The organism is Amaricoccus macauensis (assembly GCF_049800915.1).
Taxonomy (GTDB): domain Bacteria; phylum Pseudomonadota; class Alphaproteobacteria; order Rhodobacterales; family Rhodobacteraceae; genus Amaricoccus; species Amaricoccus macauensis_A.
The window spans coordinates 161,550-179,062 of record NZ_JBNAFY010000007.1; the positions used below are offsets into that span (position 1 = coordinate 161,550).

At 58.5% G+C, this 17,513-nt stretch carries 17 protein-coding genes; 11 read left to right on the forward strand and 6 right to left on the reverse strand.

Features of this window, described 5'->3' with window-relative positions:
• Window positions 1–88 precede the first annotated feature (88 nt).
• The gene (locus ACP15W_RS17375; protein ID WP_424934201.1) at window positions 89–1,291 is read left to right on the forward strand and encodes a pyridoxal phosphate-dependent aminotransferase; all 1,203 of its coding nucleotides are present in this window, start codon (window positions 89–91) and stop codon (window positions 1,289–1,291) included.
• A 17-nt stretch (window positions 1,292–1,308) separates the two neighbouring features.
• On the opposite strand, the gene ACP15W_RS17380 is transcribed toward ACP15W_RS17375, so the two are convergent.
• Window positions 1,309–1,803: a hypothetical protein gene (locus ACP15W_RS17380; protein WP_424934202.1), complete on the reverse strand. Its 495-nt coding sequence runs from the start codon at window positions 1,801–1,803 to the stop codon at window positions 1,309–1,311.
• A gap of 271 nt (window positions 1,804–2,074) precedes the next feature.
• Here ACP15W_RS17380 and infC point away from each other — a divergent pair, with 271 nt between their 5' ends.
• Entirely contained in the window at window positions 2,075–2,620 is a 546-nt protein-coding gene (gene infC, locus ACP15W_RS17385; protein WP_424934291.1) for a translation initiation factor IF-3, read from the forward strand.
• Between the two features lie 102 nt (window positions 2,621–2,722).
• Entirely contained in the window at window positions 2,723–3,631 is a 909-nt protein-coding gene (locus tag ACP15W_RS17390; protein WP_424934203.1) for a lysophospholipid acyltransferase family protein, read from the forward strand.
• 35 nt (window positions 3,632–3,666) lie between these two features.
• On the opposite strand, the gene ACP15W_RS17395 is transcribed toward ACP15W_RS17390, so the two are convergent.
• The 3 genes from ACP15W_RS17395 to acnA form a co-directional block, all read right to left on the reverse strand.
• The gene (locus ACP15W_RS17395; protein ID WP_424934204.1) at window positions 3,667–4,689 is read right to left on the reverse strand and encodes a hypothetical protein; all 1,023 of its coding nucleotides are present in this window, start codon (window positions 4,687–4,689) and stop codon (window positions 3,667–3,669) included.
• A 127-nt stretch (window positions 4,690–4,816) separates the two neighbouring features.
• On the reverse strand, window positions 4,817–5,518 hold the full coding sequence (locus ACP15W_RS17400; RefSeq protein WP_424934205.1) for a DUF1223 domain-containing protein: 702 nt from the start codon (window positions 5,516–5,518) through the stop codon (window positions 4,817–4,819).
• A 442-nt stretch (window positions 5,519–5,960) separates the two neighbouring features.
• The gene (gene acnA, locus ACP15W_RS17405; RefSeq protein ID WP_424934206.1) at window positions 5,961–8,741 is read right to left on the reverse strand and encodes an aconitate hydratase AcnA; all 2,781 of its coding nucleotides are present in this window, start codon (window positions 8,739–8,741) and stop codon (window positions 5,961–5,963) included.
• 226 nt (window positions 8,742–8,967) lie between these two features.
• Here acnA and ccmA point away from each other — a divergent pair, with 226 nt between their 5' ends.
• The 6 genes from ccmA to ACP15W_RS17435 all read left to right on the forward strand — a co-directional run bounded on the left by ccmA (window position 8,968) and on the right by ACP15W_RS17435 (window position 12,376).
• The gene (gene ccmA / locus ACP15W_RS17410) at window positions 8,968–9,636 is read left to right on the forward strand and encodes a heme ABC exporter ATP-binding protein CcmA (RefSeq protein WP_424934207.1); all 669 of its coding nucleotides are present in this window, start codon (window positions 8,968–8,970) and stop codon (window positions 9,634–9,636) included.
• Window positions 9,633–10,298 (forward strand): heme exporter protein CcmB, encoded by a 666-nt coding sequence (ccmB, locus tag ACP15W_RS17415; RefSeq protein WP_424934208.1) that lies wholly within the window; start codon window positions 9,633–9,635, stop codon window positions 10,296–10,298. Before ccmA ends, ccmB begins: the two co-directional genes overlap by 4 nt.
• A gap of 385 nt (window positions 10,299–10,683) precedes the next feature.
• Entirely contained in the window at window positions 10,684–11,451 is a 768-nt protein-coding gene (locus tag ACP15W_RS17420; protein WP_424934209.1) for a heme ABC transporter permease, read from the forward strand.
• Window positions 11,448–11,612, forward strand: a complete 165-nt coding sequence (gene ccmD / locus ACP15W_RS17425) for a heme exporter protein CcmD (RefSeq protein ID WP_424934210.1) — start codon at window positions 11,448–11,450, stop codon at window positions 11,610–11,612. Before ACP15W_RS17420 ends, ccmD begins: the two co-directional genes overlap by 4 nt.
• Entirely contained in the window at window positions 11,605–12,171 is a 567-nt protein-coding gene (locus tag ACP15W_RS17430; protein ID WP_424934211.1) for a DsbE family thiol:disulfide interchange protein, read from the forward strand. Before ccmD ends, ACP15W_RS17430 begins: the two co-directional genes overlap by 8 nt.
• Window positions 12,172–12,253: 82 nt before the next feature.
• Entirely contained in the window at window positions 12,254–12,376 is a 123-nt protein-coding gene (locus ACP15W_RS17435; protein ID WP_424934212.1) for a hypothetical protein, read from the forward strand.
• Window positions 12,377–12,796: 420 nt separating this feature from the next.
• Here ACP15W_RS17435 and ACP15W_RS17440 read toward each other — a convergent pair whose 3' ends face one another.
• Window positions 12,797–13,198 (reverse strand): hypothetical protein, encoded by a 402-nt coding sequence (locus tag ACP15W_RS17440; protein WP_424934213.1) that lies wholly within the window; start codon window positions 13,196–13,198, stop codon window positions 12,797–12,799.
• A 152-nt stretch (window positions 13,199–13,350) separates the two neighbouring features.
• Window positions 13,351–14,115, reverse strand: a complete 765-nt coding sequence (locus ACP15W_RS17445) for a 16S rRNA (uracil(1498)-N(3))-methyltransferase (protein WP_424934214.1) — start codon at window positions 14,113–14,115, stop codon at window positions 13,351–13,353.
• Between ACP15W_RS17445 and ubiA the strand changes: the two genes are divergently transcribed.
• Together ubiA and ACP15W_RS17455 are read left to right on the forward strand one after the other, a co-directional pair.
• The gene (ubiA, locus tag ACP15W_RS17450) at window positions 14,099–15,067 is read left to right on the forward strand and encodes a 4-hydroxybenzoate octaprenyltransferase (protein ID WP_424934216.1); all 969 of its coding nucleotides are present in this window, start codon (window positions 14,099–14,101) and stop codon (window positions 15,065–15,067) included. The two genes, ACP15W_RS17445 and ubiA, sit on opposite strands and share 17 nt — an antisense overlap.
• A gap of 109 nt (window positions 15,068–15,176) precedes the next feature.
• Window positions 15,177–17,513, forward strand: a complete 2,337-nt coding sequence (locus tag ACP15W_RS17455; protein WP_424934217.1) for an OmpA family protein — start codon at window positions 15,177–15,179, stop codon at window positions 17,511–17,513.

A 17,513-nucleotide genomic window follows, 5' to 3' on the forward strand; every position in this document is an offset into this window, starting at 1 on the left:
TTTGGTCTAGACGAAGAATGTTCCAGCGGGAATCGGCTCCGCGCCAAGGCGCGGCCAACGCAATTTGAAATCGGGCATGAGGTCGAGAATGGCTCTTCTTTCCATGGCGCTCGGGCGCATCAACCCCTCTCCCACTGTGGCGATCACGGCAAAGGCGCTGGAACTGAAGGCCGCGGGTCGCGACACTATCAGCCTCAGCGCCGGTGAACCCGACTTCGACACGCCAGAGAATATCCGCGACGCGGGCAAGGCCGCCATAGACCGCGGCGCCACCCGCTACACCTCACCGGCGGGCATTCCCGAACTGCGCCGCGCCATCGTGGAGAAGTTCTCCCACGAGAACGGTCTCGATTACACGCCGGATCAGGTAGTGGTCTCCACGGGAGGCAAGCAGGTGCTGTTCAACGCGTTGCTCGCCACGATCGATCCCGGCGACGAGGTCGTGATCCCTGCCCCCTACTGGGTCAGTTACCCGGATATCGTGCGACTGGCGGGCGGTACGCCGGTGATCGTCCCCGGAACGATGGAAAACGGGTTCAAGATCACCCCTGGCGCCCTTGCAGGAGCGATCACCCCGCGCACCAAATGGCTGATCCTCAACTCACCCTCGAACCCCAGCGGCGCGGGCTACAGTCCCGACGAAATGAAGGCGCTCACCGATGTTCTCGTTGCGCATGAGAATGTCTGGGTGCTGGCAGACGACATCTACGAGCACATTGCCTATCCGCCGTTCGTCTTCTGCACCCCGGCCCAGGTCGAACCTCGGCTGATGAGCCGCACGCTGACGATGAACGGCGTGTCGAAAGCCTATGCCATGACAGGCTGGCGCATCGGCTACGGCGCGGGGCCGGAAGAGCTCATCCGCGGCATGATCAAGCTTCAGGGCCAATCGACGACCAATCCCTGCTCCATCAGCCAATGGGCCGCGCTCGAGGCGCTCACCGGCCCGCAGGACTACATCACCGAAGCACTTGGAGCATTCCAGCGCCGCCGCGACCTGGTGGTCGAGGCGCTCAACGGCATACCGGGCATCGAATGCCCGACCCCGGAAGGCGCGTTCTACGTCTACCCCTCAATTGCCGGGCTGATCGGTCGCCACACACCCGACGGCGCTCTGATCGAGACCGACGAGAATTTCGCGTCCCATCTTCTGGATGCGGAGGGGGTTGCGGTGGTGTTCGGCGCCGCTTTCGGGTCGGGGCCGAACTTCCGCATCAGCTACGCGGCCTCGGACGAAACGCTGCGCGAGGCATGTGCCCGCATCGAGCGTTTCGCCCTGAGCCTGCAGTAGCCTATCGGCGGCTAGGCTTACTGGCCGCTGTTCGTCAGCGATTCGGCCTCGTTCTCGCCTTCATTGGCCAAGCTCTCGACTTCGCTTTCCAGCGACGGCTGCTCGGGTTCTACAGCATCGCTTGCATCATCGAGCGCATTGCTGAGGGATTCGCGAGCATCGTCGAGCGCTTCGTTTGCCTCGTCACCGGCGTTCTCCAGCGCGGTGTTGGCATCTTCGAGCGCACCGTCCGTCGCCTCGGACGCATTGTCTGCAGCCTCGTTCGCGTTCTCCTCGATGGTGGCAGCAGCCTCGGACGCCGCCTCGGAAGCCTCTTCGCCCGCGGCTTCGGCCGCATCACCAGCCTCTTCCAGCGCCTGTTCGGCCTCCTCGACCGCGGTCTCGGCGTCATCCGCCGGCGCTTCGGAGACAGCCGGGGTTTCCGGTTCGACCTCCGTCTCTCCACCCGAAAGGAATACGTATCCGAGCACGATGACGATGACTGCTACGATGACCCAAATGATCCGGGACATTCCTCAAACTCCTTGCTGTTCCTCGAGCCCAGTGCGGGCCTTCACACCAGATGCGGTCGCGACCCGGCGCCCTCAATGGGGCCACAAAGCTGTGATCGAAAACAGGCGACATTCCGCCAGACCCGCCAACTTGCTCCGAATAGAACAAATGCAGCGCATTCGAGCGATGCCATCTTCACTTTCGCGCAATATTGCACTATCTTTTGCCACGATCTCCGGGGCACCGCTCCGGTTTTTTCTTCGGTTCAACAATCAAAAGGATGTCACGACCATCGCCCGCAGACCACATAATGCTCCGCCAACCCGCGATACCGGCCCCCGCGTCAATGACCGCATTCGAGCGCCAGAGGTCCGACTGATCGGAGCTGAGGGAGAGAATATTGGCGTGATTTCTCCCGACAAGGCCATGATGCTGGCTGCTGATGCCGGACTAGACCTTGTGGAGATTTCTCCGAACGCCAACCCGCCGGTCGCAAAGATCATGGATTTCGGCAAGTTCAAATACGAACAGCAGAAAAAGGAATCTGAAGCGCGGAAGAAGCAGAAGACCATCGAGGTCAAGGAAATCAAGTTCCGCCCCAACACCGACACGCATGACTACGACGTCAAGATGCGCTCGGTGATGAAATTCCTCGAGGGCGGCGACAAGGTCAAGGTGACCCTCAGGTTCCGGGGCCGCGAAATGGCCCATGCCGAACTCGGCCGCAGGCTGCTCGAACGGGTTGCCGGCGATATTGAGGAGATCGGCAAGATCGAGTCGATGCCACGACTCGAAGGGCGCCAGATGGTCATGCTGATCAACCCGCTGAAGCACTGACACGACCGCCGGAACGCTCGTCCACGGGCGATCCGGCATGCCTCCCCCAAGGGCGGCACACTTTTCCGCACATTTCCCCCTCGCAGTCCGCCGTCAGAGGCCATGGCAAAGAAGAACCGGAACGATCTCGCGGATCGGCTTGCGTATCTTCCCGTCCGCGCCCTCGTCGCGCTCACGGGTGCGATGCCCCGCAACCTGCGTCTTGCCACGGGGGGCGCCATAGGCCGGTCCATCGTGCGTGGCAATGGCCGCCTGCGCGACCGCGCAGAGCGCAACCTGGCCTACGTCTTTCCCGATCTCTCCGCCGAGGACCGCTGCCGGATCGCGATCGAAACCGGCGATACGTTCGGCCGCACTTTCCTCGAAATCCTTCACATGAGGGATTTCCAGAAGAACAGCACAATTCTCCCGCCAAGCGGCGAGGGCGCGCAAGCCATCATCGAAGCGGGCCGCAACGGCACCGGCGCGATCCTCGTCTCAGGACATTTCGGGCAATGGGAAGCGGCGCGAAAATGGATCCGGCAGCAAGGCATCGATTGCGCCGGCGTCTACCGCCCGACCGAGAATCCCTACATCAACCGGATCTACAGCGAAGGCCTCGAAGAGGGCGGCAGTCCCATGTTCGCCAAGGGTCCACGTGGAATGCGGGGCCTCGTTTCCCATCTTGCCAAGGGCAATGTCGTCTCGCTTCTCGTCGATCAATACGATCACCGAGCCACGTCGCTTGATTTCGTGGGTCGTCCGGCCCCGACCTCGCTTTTCGCCCCGCAGCTTGCCCTGAAATACGGCGTACCGCTGGTCCCGATCTTCGGCTACCGCCTTGCGGATCGCAGAACGATCCAGGTCGAAACCGACCCACCCATTCCGCACACGACCGCAAGCGAGATGATGCAGGCGGTCAATGACGCGCTTGCGGCCCGCATACGGGCGCATCCCGGACAGTATTACTGGCTGCACCGCCGCTGGTCGAAATCCCTGCCCGAGGCCGGCGCGCACGGCGACCCTACCTGAGTCACCGCGAGCCTTTGAGCCGCTTTGTCGCAAGTTCACTGGCGCGCGGCTGAAGCCGCCCTGTGATTGACCGCTTCGGACAGATGCGTGATCGGATCGGCCGGACCTGCAAGCGCCGCACGCTCTTCGGCCCGCAGTTCCGCCAGATGCGCATCGGTCAACTTCCGTATGGTGGCAAGCGTCCGCGAATCGATCGGCTCGTGAAAGCGCATTCCGGCGCAATGCGCGTTCGACCATGTCACCGTCGCTTCGTGCCAGTTCCTGTTCCATTGCAGCCGGATGCGCGTGCCAGGTTTTGGCGGATAGGGACAGATCATCTTCGCCTCCATCCGGCTCACGTCCAGCATGGTGCCGTCTTCGGGCACCGCGGCCCCCTCGACATGAACCACGACATTGCAGGTGTAATGCTGTCGCCGCGCCTGCATGACCCGTGAGACCTGATACCCGGCTGCAGCGAGCACGATCAGCAGCAGAAGGATCGGGAGCGCAACGGTCGTCGGCGCCTCGGTAACATGGCCAAATCCATACGGATCCGCCTGCCGACGCGACCCGAGGAAAGTCGAGCCTTTGGTCGGATCGGTCTCGTCCAGAGCCCGCTCGATCCGGCCCAAACCTTCGGCCTGTGTGCGGCACCCAAGTTGCGCGCGCAGGGCTTCGAAGTCGTTGAATACGGTCATGGAGCGCACGGTGGAGAAAACCGTGCGTGCCGCCAGTTGCCCCCGCTCGTCCAGCGCTCTCGCATAGTCGAGCATGACCACCGCGACATGCGCCAGCGGATCATCTGGCTCTCTGAACAGAACGACCTGAGGAGTTCCCAATCCGATTTCGTAGAGGCGTAGACGGATATCGGACGAAGCAGGTCCCGGACCTCTCGCTTTCGATGCGGCAGCGATCTCCGCGCGCAGATCCTCCAGCACGAGTATATCCGGGCACAGGCCCGCTTCCTGCCCTTGGGCCGCAGACGCCCCCAGCAAGAGCGCGGCGGCGATCGCGAGACACGCCCTTTGAACGCCCAGACGCATGCATTGCAGAAGGTCCGGAATAAGTCCGTCAAACATCGCAGCCTCCTCGAAAAACAGCGAGATTGCTGCGAACAATCTGACTCCATTCACTCAACGCATCGTGAATGTGACAGGGAGAGGCCCCGTTAGTTGACTAGAATTTTCCGGATTCTGGTGCAGGCGTTCAGCGAAGTTCGGCTGCGGTGACGACCGGCCCGGTTCCCGCTCTCTGGATAATGACAGCCACCGGCTCGTCAGAGTCCGCCGCAACATCGAGTGAAAGCGGTTCGACCCCGTCCCAATGCGCAATCGTCTCCCAGTCCGTGACGATATTGGTGTAGGTCATCGTGCGGCCTGCATTCTCGCCGCCATCGATGGCAACCTCGGCAGCCTCCAGGAACCGCACGAGTTGCACATCGAGCGGCGCGTCGATGGAGATGCCGCGCCCGGTTGCCTGAATGCTGAGGCCGCCCGCCTTGCGCTCAACCTTGAGATTCACCGGCGACGGTAGAGACCGGAACTGGTCGACCGCCTGCATGATCTTGCCTTCCTTGTGCCCCACAAGAATATCCTGCCCCTGAACCACCATCTGCGGCGTGAAGAGAGGACGATGTTGCAGTGCATGGGCATAGGCCTTCTGACGCTTGGTGTATTGAACGTCACCGAAGGAATCCCGCCAACCGAGATAATCCCAATAATCCACATGGAGCGAGAGCGCGATCACGCCCGGCATGTCGGCAAGTTTCGGAAGCAGCGCATCTGCTGGCGGGCAGGAGGAACATCCCTGGCTGGTGTAGAGTTCCAGGACGACCGAATTTTGTTGGGCACGGACCGCACCGGGGATCACGAATATCATCATCCCCAAAGTGAGCAGAAAGAAGCGCATTGTTTCTCCGATTCCGCGAAGGCCCTGAATGGGTAGCCCCGCACCCGCCGCGGCGCCAGTAAAGCATTCGCGAGGATTGACGCCGGTTCGGACGCAAAGACGCCCCAAACCCGGCCATCGTATAGAAGGAATGCAATAATACAATACTGTTGAACGTCTAACTGGTGCTCAGGAGGGCCCGTGTGGAATAGCGCGGATTGCTCCCGCGATTGTGTAATCGCCATCAGCGCAGTTGACGCGAGCAGCCACCTCTCCGCGTGTGCTACGCTGGGGTGGGGCAAAATTTAGCCATACGTGAGCCATACCGAAACCATATCGATTCCATACCGTTTCCATACTCGCGAATTCGGGTCCTGACGGCTTTCAGTCTGTGCTCAAGGCAAAGAAAAAGCCCCGGCGCGTGGCCGGGGCTTCTGTGGTTTTGTCAGGTCGCGTCGCGGCGTCAGCTTGCCTTGGCGAGGTCGCGAAGCACGTAGTGCAGCACCCCGCCATTCTCCACGTATTCCTTCTCGATTGCCGTATCGATCCGGCACTTGATCTGAATTTCCTTAGTGGAACCATCAGCATAGGTGATCGTGCAAGGCACTTCTGACAGTGGCTTGAGATCGCCTTCAAGCCCAGTGATAGAGAAGCTTTCGTCGCCTTTGAGCTCGAGTGACTTGCGGTTGTCTTCGCCGGTGAACTCGAACGGGATCACGCCCATGCCGACGAGGTTGGAGCGGTGGATACGCTCGAAGCTCTCCGCGATCACCGCCTTCACACCCAAAAGTGCCGTTCCCTTCGCCGCCCAGTCCCGCGACGACCCCGCGCCATACTGCTCGCCACCGATGATGACGAGCGGTACGCCCTTCTCCTGCCAGGCCATGGCAGCGTCGTAAATCGACATCTGCGAGCCATCGGGGCCCTTGGTATAGCCCCCCTCGACTCCATCTAGCATCTCGTTCTTGATGCGAATGTTAGCGAAGGTGCCGCGCATCATCACCTCGTGGTTGCCGCGGCGCGAGCCGTAGGAGTTGAACTCCCGGACGGGCACCTGACGCTCGGTGAGATATTTGCCAGCGGGTGTAGATTCCTTGAACGATCCAGCCGGCGAAATGTGGTCGGTCGTGACCATGTCGCCGAGAATCGCAAGCTCGCGGGCCCCCTCGATGTTTGAGATCGTTCCCGGCTCCATTCCCATGTCCCGGAAATAGGGCGGGTTCTGGACATAGGTGGAGCTAGACGGCCAGTCATAGGTCTGGCTGTCAGTGGTCTCGACCGAACGCCACTTGTCGTCGCCCTTGAACACGTCGGCATATTTCTCCTGGAACGACTCGCGCGTCACGGTCTTCTCGACCAGATCGGCAATCTCCTTCTGAGATGGCCAGATGTCTCTCAGGTAGACATCATTGCCATTCTTGTCCTTGCCGATGGGGCTTTTGGCAATGTCGATGTTCATGTCGCCAACCAGGGCATAAGCCACGACCAGCGGCGGTGAAGCGAGGTAGTTCGCACGCACATCCGGACTAATACGCCCTTCGAAGTTGCGGTTGCCCGAGAGCACCGATGTAGCAATCAGATCGTTGTCGTTGATTGCCTTCGAAAGCTCAGGCGCGATGGGACCGGAGTTACCGATACATGTGGTACAGCCGTACCCGACGAGATTGAACCCGAGCGCGTCAAGATCTTCCTGAAGCTCGGCAGCCTCGAGGTAAGCAGAAACGACTTGCGAGCCTGGCGCAAGCGACGTCTTCACCCAGGGTTTGCGGTTCAGCCCCAGCTCGCGCGCCTTGCGGGCCACAAGACCCGCACCGATCATGACGTAGGGGTTCGAGGTGTTGGTGCAGGACGTGATGGAAGCAATGACGATGGAGCCGTCATGTAGCTGGAACTTCTCGTCACCCAACTGCACGAATGCGCGTTTGTGATAACCGGAGTCGCCCGGAATATCAGTCGGCTCCGGCGCACCACCCTCACCTTCCCAGCGGACCTCTGCCGCAGGAGTGACGTCTGTACCGTTGCGTTGCCCCTCGATGTATTCCCCAAAGGCTGCCGCAGCCCTGTCGAGCGCGATATAGTCCTGCGGGCGCTTCGGCCCCGAGATCGCAGGTACGATTGTCCCCATGTCGAGGCTAAGGGTGTCGGTGTAGACCGGGGCATAGTCCCCGTCCCGCCACATGCCATTGGCTTTGGCATACTCCTCGACCAGCTTGATGCGATCCTTATCGCGACCCGTCATCTCGAGGTAGCGCAGCGTTTCCTTGTCAATCGGGAAGAAGCCGCAGGTCGCGCCATATTCGGGGGCCATGTTGGCGATGGTCGCGCGGTCGGCCAGCGGCAGGTGGTCGAGACCGTCACCGTAGAATTCGACGAACTTGCCAACGACGCCCTTTTCACGGAGCATCTCTACGACCTTGAGAACCAGATCAGTACCGGTTGTGCCCTCAACCATTCGTCCGGTCAGCTCGAAGCCCACGACCTCGGGAATAAGCATGGAAATTGGCTGTCCGAGCATCGCGGCTTCGGCCTCGATGCCCCCCACGCCCCAACCGAGCACGGCGGCGCCGTTGACCATCGTGGTGTGGCTGTCCGTACCCACGAGCGTATCCGGATAAGCCACCTCAGCGCCATCTTGGTCGTTGTCGGACCACACGGTCTGTGCAAGGTATTCGAGGTTCACCTGGTGACAGATTCCGGTGCCCGGCGGAACAACGCGGAAGTTGTTGAACGCCTTCTGTCCCCATTTGAGGAAGGTGTAGCGCTCTATGTTCCGCTCGTATTCGCGGTCCACATTCATCTGAAAGGCACGCGGGTTTCCGAACTCGTCGATCATCACCGAGTGGTCGATAACAAGATCGACCGGGTTGAGCGGATTTATTTTTTGCGCATCTCCGCCCAATTCAACAATGCCATCGCGCATGGCTGCGAGATCGACAACCGCGGGAACTCCGGTAAAATCCTGCATCAGCACGCGCGCGGGGCGGTAGGCGATTTCCCGAGGGTTCTTGCCCCCCTTCTCCGCCCATTCGGAAAAAGCCTTGATGTCGTCGACGGAGACAGTCTTTCCCCCATCTTCGAAACGCAGTAGGTTTTCGAGAACCACCTTGAGCGACGCTGGGAGCTTGTCGAAGGAGCCGAGGTCAGCTTCTTCTGCCGCGGCAATCGAGTAATACGCGTATTCCGACCCGTTAACACTCAACGAACGACGGGTCTTGGCCGTATCGGTACCGACTTGAATCGTCATGGTGGCTCTATGCTCCCTTGCTACGTAGGTCGTGGATCAAAATCTATGCCTCATTAACCGGTATCACAAGGTTCCGGCCAAGTTTGAATACGGCCGTATACGGGTCGCTTTCGTGCTGCGTCGACGGATCGACGAATGACTTACCCCTTTCAAACATCATTGGCCGCGATTTGTTCCAGAAGAACGGGCCGTTGCCGATGGGAAGGCGTTCCGCTATGCGAAAAACATGCACCTCGATGTCAATAACATTGCCTGTACCCGCACCGGACGTCCCGTTCTAGATGGCGTGACATTTTCCGTTCGGGGGGGTGAGGTTCTCGCGCTTAGGGGACCAAACGGTTCGGGCAAATCAACGCTCTTGCGCATTCTTACGGGCCTTCTGCCTCATTCTGCAGGCTCGGCCACATTGTGCGGCGTGGATCTCGATCGGAATTTCGACCGTTTTACCGCACAGGTCGCATACTCCGGTCATCTAGATGCCATCAAACCGCAGCTTACAGTCGTGGAAAACCTGCATTTCTGGGCCGCTCTGTTCGGAGCAGAGGACGCTTCAACTGCCATGGAAGCCTTCGAACTCGGTGCCATCTCCGACCGGCCAGCCCACGCCTGCTCCGCTGGACAAAAACGCAGGCTTGGACTGGCGCGTCTCGCTCTGACCCACAACCGTCCGCTCTGGCTTCTCGACGAACCGACGGTCTCGCTCGACACAGCGGCAAGTGCAATGCTGTTTCGGGCGGTCCGCATCCATTGCGAAGCAGGGGGGGCGGCGATCATCGCCACGCATATTCCACTTGATCTTCCCCGAGTGAACGAGTTCCGGCTCACACCGCTATCCGAAGCCCGCCCCCGGTCAGCCATGAGCGCGGACCCGTTTCTGGAAGGCCTGTTGCCATGAGCGCCTATAGCGCGGTGCTAGGGCGGGAACTAAGGCTTGCGCTTAGGTCGAGCGGAGGGGCCGGACAAGGTCTCGCTTTCTTTTTGATTGTCGTTCTGTTGGTCCCGTTCGGTGCGGGCCCGGAACCCGAGCGGCTCATGGCCATCGCACCTGGAACGCTCTGGCTTGCAGCACTTCTGGCCTGTCTACTCTCACTGGACCGCTTGTTCCAGACAGACTACGAAGATGGCACGCTCGACATTCTCGCGACCTCCCCAATGCCACTTGAGAGCCTTGTTGCGCTTAAAGGGCTCGCTCACTGGCTTACCACCGGTTTACCTCTCACGTTTATGGCGCCGATGCTCGCGATTACGCTCAATCTGCCGGGCGTCGCCTATCCGTGGCTGATCGCAAGCTTGGCGTTAGGAACCCCCGGCCTCAGTTTTCTGGGAACGATCGGTGGCGCGGTTACCGTGGGGTTGCGGCGCGGGGGGCTTCTGCTATCCATCCTCGTGCTGCCGCTCTACATCCCCACGTTAATTTTTGGGGCTAGAACAGTCGCACAAGCAGCTGAGGCTACCGAACCGCTGCCCGCTCTCATGCTACTCACGGGAGTATCGCTCTTTGTCGTTGCGCTAGCCCCATTTGCGGCGGCCGCCGCCCTGCGGGTGAACATGCGATGAGAGTTCTCTTTTGCGCAACGTCTACAGCTCAAACCAGGATGCGCACCGAACGTTTTATCTTGCCCCGATTGTGCACCTCGCTATCTTCGAAATGAATCTTGATTGGAAGAGCACCCATGCGGAGCTGCTCAGTTCTTCTCTTCGCATCCTGCCTGCTCGCCACCGCTTGCGGCGACACCGTTGAACAGCGCGCCGCGACGGGCGCGTTGGGAGGGGCGCTGTCGGCACCGTGCTCGGCGGGCCGATTGTTGGCACCGCGGCAGGTGCGACCGTGGGTGCGGCTTCTCAGCGCTAGGGTAGTGCTGAACACCCGCATGTGGAACGAAACCGTTACGTGACCTTTGTGCCGATTGAAGACGCATACGCCGCGCAGTAAAGAGTGAGTATGTCGATCTGGAAATTTGCCAACCCCGTCGAATTCATGCGCCTTACAGGCCGGCTTCTTCCCGGATTGTGGGTACTAACCGCGATTTGCCTAGTGGCAGGCTTGACATGGGGCTTCTTCGGGACACCCGACGATTACCAACAAGGTCCGACGGTCAAGATCCTTTTCATTCATGTCCCTGCAGCGCTGATAGCGATCAATGCCTGGTTCATGATGCTCGTGACCTCACTGGTCTGGATCATCCGGCGCCATCACGTCTCGGCCTTGGCTGCTCGCGCCGCTGCCCCAATCGGTGCCGTAATGACACTGGTCACGCTAGCGACAGGAGCGATATGGGGCCAGCCGATGTGGGGTACATGGTGGGCGTGGGACCCCCGCCTTACCTCATTCTTCATCCTGTTCGTCTTCTACCTAGGCTACATCGCGCTCTGGTCCGCCATCGACGAGCCCGACAAGGCCGCCGATCTCACCTCGATCGTTTGTCTGGTTGGCACGATTTTCGCTTTTCTGTCTCGCTATGCAGTGTTCTTCTGGTCACAGGGGTTGCATCAAGGCCCCTCTCTTTCGATGGACCAGCGCGAAAATGTCGACAACGCATTCTACTGGCCGTTGCTTCTTTGCATTGCAGGTTTCGTGTTTCTCTTTGTCGCGTTGGTGTTTCTCCGGACCCGAACGGAGATTCGCGCTCGAAGGCTAAAGGCGATCCAGAACATTCAGGCCCATCAGCCCCAGGGTGCGTCCGTATCGACAGGAGAAGCGCAGGCATGATACCTGATCTTGGACGCTATTCGATCACCATTCTTGGCGCTTATGGAATAACCATAGCTTTGATCGGGGGTCTTGCTGCTTTTTCAATTTTGCGTAGCAAACGTGTCCGTCAGGCTCTTGATCGCGCCGAAGCCGAAGTAAGGGGCCGCCGCAATGGCTAATCCAAAATTCAACCCTTTAGTGATCCTTCCACCGACGCTCTTTGTGGCATTCGCGCTCGCGGCCTATCTCGGCTTGAAGCGTGAAAATCCCAACGAACTCCCAAGTGCCTTGATCGGAAAGAGCGCCCCTTCGCTTGCCGCAGTCGAGCCTTTCGGCGATTCTCCCGTGCCCACAGATACTGCGTTGTCCGGGTCCGGGGTGAAGCTGGTGAATTTCTGGGCGAGTTGGTGTGGGCCGTGCCGCGCCGAACACCCCCTCTTGATGGAATTGGGCAAAAGCGACATTCCAGTTGTAGGCATCAACTATAAAGATGCGCCCGAGAACGCGCGCGGATTTCTTGAGGATTTGGGCGATCCATATGACATGATCGGCGCGGATGGGAGCGGCCGAACCGGCATCGACTGGGGCATCTACGGTGTGCCTGAAACATTCATTGTCGGCCCAGACGGTGAAATTCTTTTTCGCCATCCAGGCCCCCTCACCCGCGATATCTGGCAGCGTAAACTGGCTCCAGTGATTGACGCTGCGAGAAAGATAGCGGTCGATGCAACCGGATGATCCTCAGGAACTGCACTAAACCGCTCTGAATACGAGGCAAGAACAACAGAAGCCCTATCTGTAATATGATGAGGAAGAGCTTTTGGCGCTTCTGATCTTCCGGCAAGAAAGCATGTATTGGCTGACGGGCAATGACACATTCGGCTACGTCCACCTCCAGGCAATGATGTTCACGGACGACGGCCGAATCGTGCTCCTCACATGATCTGCGGACTGGCTGCAGGCTGTATTTACGTCATTAGTAACGGATATAAGGATATGGCGTGACGCAGAAGGTGCGATCTACGATGCGTGTCGAGAAGGACTACTGGCTGCTGAAGAAGCTCTGCGTCTTGGGGAACCGGCAGGCGCAGTCTTTGACGCCCAGTCCGAGGCCATGAAGGCGTACGGGCAGGAGAGAACGCGCTCAATGCCCGCGGCCACTCGCTCGGCATTACCGTTGCGCCAAACTGGATGGACTGGCCGATGTTCTACGCTGGTCAGAGGTAAAAAATGCGGCCGGTGAACGTCTTCTTAGTCCATATGATCTTGTCTGATGCAACCAACGGGCTGCCGATGACCCTTGCCAGAACCTGTCTCGTAACCGAAACCGGATCGGAACCGCTATCTCGAGCATTACTTGATCTCATTTTGAGGTGAAGTGAGGGCGCTGCCGCAAAGCCAAACGGTTCTGCGACACATCGGATCGCCAGATCGTCCGAGCCTTTTTCCTACTATCTCCGATCACGCTGAGACCTGACTTGAAATCAAAGCCGGGCAATGTCCCAAGCGCATCGACAAGCTGATTCGCGCCCTTTGCTGCTATTGGAATTTCAAGAGCTTCACCTTCAAAGCTGTGAAGCCGCCAGACGGGTTCGGATCCCGGAACGACCTCAATGCGCGCGAGAGCGGCGACGTCGATTACTCCGCCTGTCTTGGGTCCGAGCAATACGACGCGTCCTTCATCCACCACGACCACGCCCTTGCCGAGGGGCAGTCTCGCAAGACGCGCACGAAAGAACGCACCGTGCAGGAGAAGTACGGCCATCAAAGCAGCGGCTCCCCCTAAGAGCAGAAAGAGCAAACTATTCAGTGTCAAGCCGCGCAAGACAAGCAGAATGCCAAAAACAAGCAGAACGCCCCAAATAATGGGCTCTCGCCATCTGGTTAGCCATGCGGCAAGTTCGGGTCGTATGAAGCTCAAAGCCAATCGCCAAGAAAGGCTTGCCAGAGCGTGATTGCAGAAACGGCCGCAGTATCAGCCCGCAGAACACGCGGGCCAAGTGTCACAGGCTGAACGAAAGGTAAACTTCGAATCTGCTCAGCCTCTGCTTGAGAGAATCCACCCTCGGGACCAATGAGAATCGCCCATGATCCGTGGTCAGCATTTCTCAGCGCGACTTGTGCAGGCGGCGCATCCCGACTTTCATCACAAAACATCAACCGGCGATCGACATTCCAGCCTTCGAAAACGTCACGCAGTTTCATCGGAGGATCGACCTGGGCAATCGACGTCTCGCCACATTGTTCCGCGGCTTCGATCGCGTGAGCCTGCAGGCGATCGATGCGCAGACGCTCTGAGTTGGTATTGCGAGTAAAAATTGGCCGAATTCGAGAGCAACCAAGTTCGGCCGCCTTCTCGACAATAAAATCGGTTCTCGTCTTTTTTATCGGCGCAAAAAGTAGCCAGAGGTCCGGCGGAATGCCCTGGGGCGCTGTTTGAACGATGACGGCCAAACTACAACGATTCTTGTTGATACTGATGATCTCGGCTCGCCACTCCCCGTCCCGCCCGTTGAAGAGCCCCACTTGAGCACCTTCCCTCTGACGCATCACGTTGTAAAGGTAGTGAGCATGATCCGGCGTCAGTTCACAAATCCCATCTGTAGCCAGATTCGAGCGTACAAAAAGCCTGATTTTCGACCTAGTCTCTGACATAAAACCCCACATGATGGATACGAACATTAACCAGACCAGCCCCGCCGATGGAAGTGTCGCAGATTCTGTTCGTGGCAACTGGGTTGATACCCGCGCCCCGCGATGGACCCGACCATATCTCAGGCTTTCCCGCGCCGATCGTCCCATCGGAACTTGGCTCTTGCTCCTACCTTGCTGGTGGGGTTTGTCGCTGGCAATCATCGCTGATCCCTCCGGACCAACCTTATACGATGCGTGGATCGCAATCGGATGTGGGTTTGGGGCGATCCTTATGCGAGGGGCGGGCTGCACCTGGAATGACCTAGCCGACAGAGAGTTTGACGCCGCTGTCGCACGCACTCGCTCTCGCCCCCTTCCCTCTGGTCAAGTAACTGCACGCCAAGCTGCTATCTGGATGTCTATCCAAGCGGCTTTAGCCTTTTGCATTCTTCTCACGTTTTCTCCGGCAGCCATCGGCCTCGGAATCGCATCACTAGGACTCATCTGCATCTACCCATTTGCAAAGCGATTCACCTGGTGGCCACAGGTATTCCTAGGGCTTGCATTTAACTGGGGCGCACTGCTTGCTTGGGCCGCGCACTCCGGGGCCATCGGCGTGTCGGCAGTCTTACCTTATCTCTCAGGGATCTGCTGGACGCTGTTCTACGATACGATCTACGCGCACCAAGACAAGGATGACGACGCTCTAATCGGCGTAAAATCAACTGCACGTCTATTTGGGGGCGATACGAAAACCTGGCTGAAGAAATTCGGCTTCGGCTCCGTGGCACTCATGACTTTGGCGATCTTGACGTCTGGAGCCGGACCAGCAGAACTTGCTTTTTCGGCTCTAGGGCTTGTTGGGTTTTGCGGTCATCTCGTTTGGCAGCTGAAGAAACTTGACATCGACGATCCGGATGGCTGCCTCGCGCTATTCCGTGCCAATCGGGATACTGGGCTTATCTTAGCAGTTTTCCTTGGTATTGCGGCGATGATCTGAGTCATGCCCAATCTCGAGCCTTTGATGGTTGCGGGAGATACCCTTACCTTGATCCGTAAACAGCATCAGATTAAACCGTGTTGATCGTGGACAGGGGAAAATCAGGAAGATGCGCCTGCGTGCAATTCTCTTTGCAGGAGCCGCTTTTGGCTTGGCGGGATACGGGGCTTGGCAACTCTCGCAAGCAGCTACGGCCTATTTCGAGTATGAGAGCCAAAAGCGCGTTACCCAGGCTCTCACGAAAGCCGGAGAGGGATGGATCAGCGTAGACGCGGATGGTCTTGAGATCGTCCTCAACGGACAGGCACCCGACGAGGCTACGCGTTTTCGCACCGTGGAACTTGCGAGGCGAAGTATTGACCCAAGCCGCATCGTAGACCGAACAGAAATTGCATCGCCAGAGCCGCTGGATCCGCCCGCATTCGCGCTGGAGCTTCTTCGCAATGGCACCGAGATCTCCATGATCGGGCTCGTTCCGGTTCAAAACACGCGTGAAATCGAGACAGCTCGCATGATCCGCGACGAACTGGCTCAAGCGGGTCAAGGCCTCGGAATTACGGACATGCTCGAGACAGCAGAGCATCCCGAGCCCGAAGGCTGGCACGAGAGCCTTGCATTTGCGCTCGACGTTCTTGCGACTTTGCCTCGGGCCAAGATCAGCGTCGAGCCGGGGCAGGTCGAGATCATCGCCGTCGCAGATAGCACCCAGGCCAAGGAATTTCTGGAGCAACGCCTTCATAATGAGAGTCCGGATAAGGTGGAGTTAACGCTTGATATCTCGGCCCCTCGACCGATAATCACTCCATTCGAGTTGACCTATTCCCATGATGGTGAAAAAGGAAAGTTCGAGAAGTGTAGCGCGGAAAATGAGGATACTGTTTCTCAATTCGCTGCTGCGGCTGCAAATCTCGAACCGGACGCGCTGCAAGACTGTTCAATCGGACTTGGTGCACCGAACTCAGCCTGGACGGACGTAGCTGTCGCGGGAATTGCAGCAGTCCAGACACTTGGTGAAGGGGAGTTTCGGGTCAGTGATACGCAAGTGATCCTTGCGGGCGCTGAAGGGACCGAACTTGAGATATTTAAAGCTGTGGCTGCCGATCTGGCCGCCGCATTGCCTGATGGCTACAGTTTTGAGAGCTTGGCACCACAACTCGTTAGCTCAGCCGGAGATTCACTTAATGCCGTTGCGGTAACGTTTTTTGCCGATCTTGAACGAGACGGACGCATAAGTTTGAATGGTACGGTTAGGGATGAGACATCCCGCCAAGCCATTCTGAGCTACACAACTGCTTTGTTCGGGCATGACATGGTCACAGACCAAACGGTCGTGAGCAAAGCCGTTCCGGAAGGATGGCCGGGACGCGTGCTTGCTGGCATTGATGCCCTCCATGAGATCAAGGAGGGCAGGCTATCGGTCACGCCTACTGTTCTCGATCTCAAAGGTTGGGGGGTATCGCTTGGCGCTGACAAAAAAGTTGAGAATATGCTTGGCGAGCGCGTTGAGCATGCAAACGTAGAAATACGCTTCAATGCAGAAGCCGCAGCCGCTGAGGCGCGAGCGCGAAAGCTTGCCTCTATGTCCCGCTCTGAAATCTGCTCAGCCGAAGTAAGTGCTATTCTCAACGCCCAGTCTATCGAATTCAAACCGGGCTCAGCCGAAATCAGCCCTGAAAGCCGGGGTGTCATCGCAGCAATTGCTGATGTGTTGCGAAGCTGTCCCGGGGCGCAATTTGAGGTGGCCGGCCATACTGACAGTCAAGGCAGAGCAGAAGTTAATCGAACACTGAGCACCAAACGTGCCGAAGCCGTGCGGAACGCCCTTGAAGAAGAGGATTTACCTCTAATTCTGTTCCGGTCGAGAGGGTATGGTGCAGAATATCCGATTGACGACAATGCCACCCAAGCTGGCCGCAGAAAGAACCGCCGGATTGAGATGACACTCTTTAAGGATGCCCCCGCTCCTCTGGAGCTTGGCGAGACGGATGCACAGCTGAGCCCTACAGAATGCGCGGCTCGCATCTCAGAGTTGCTCAATGAGGAAGCAATCGAGTTTGACGTTGGTGCAAGTCAGATCAAGCCAAGCAGTCAGCACATTATCGCAGACCTCGCAGATGCCCTTGGCCAGTGTGAAGGGACCAGCTTTGAGGTAAGCGGACACACGGACAGCTTGGGGCGCGCAGATTTAAACAGGAGAATCAGTTCAGAACGGGCTGAAGCCGTTCGGGAAGCATTGCAAGCCGCCGGGCTTCCAGAAACTGTTACCCTATCATCGCGCGGCTACGGCTCGGAAAATCCGATCGCCGACAATTCGACGCAGGAAGGTCGGGCATTAAACAGGCGCATCGAAATGCACCTCATGGCACCTGAAGCCGAAAGAGTTGAAGGGGAAGAATCGGTAGAGGCCGAGAGTGAGAACGAGGGGGCGCCTAGTGGATCGAACTGA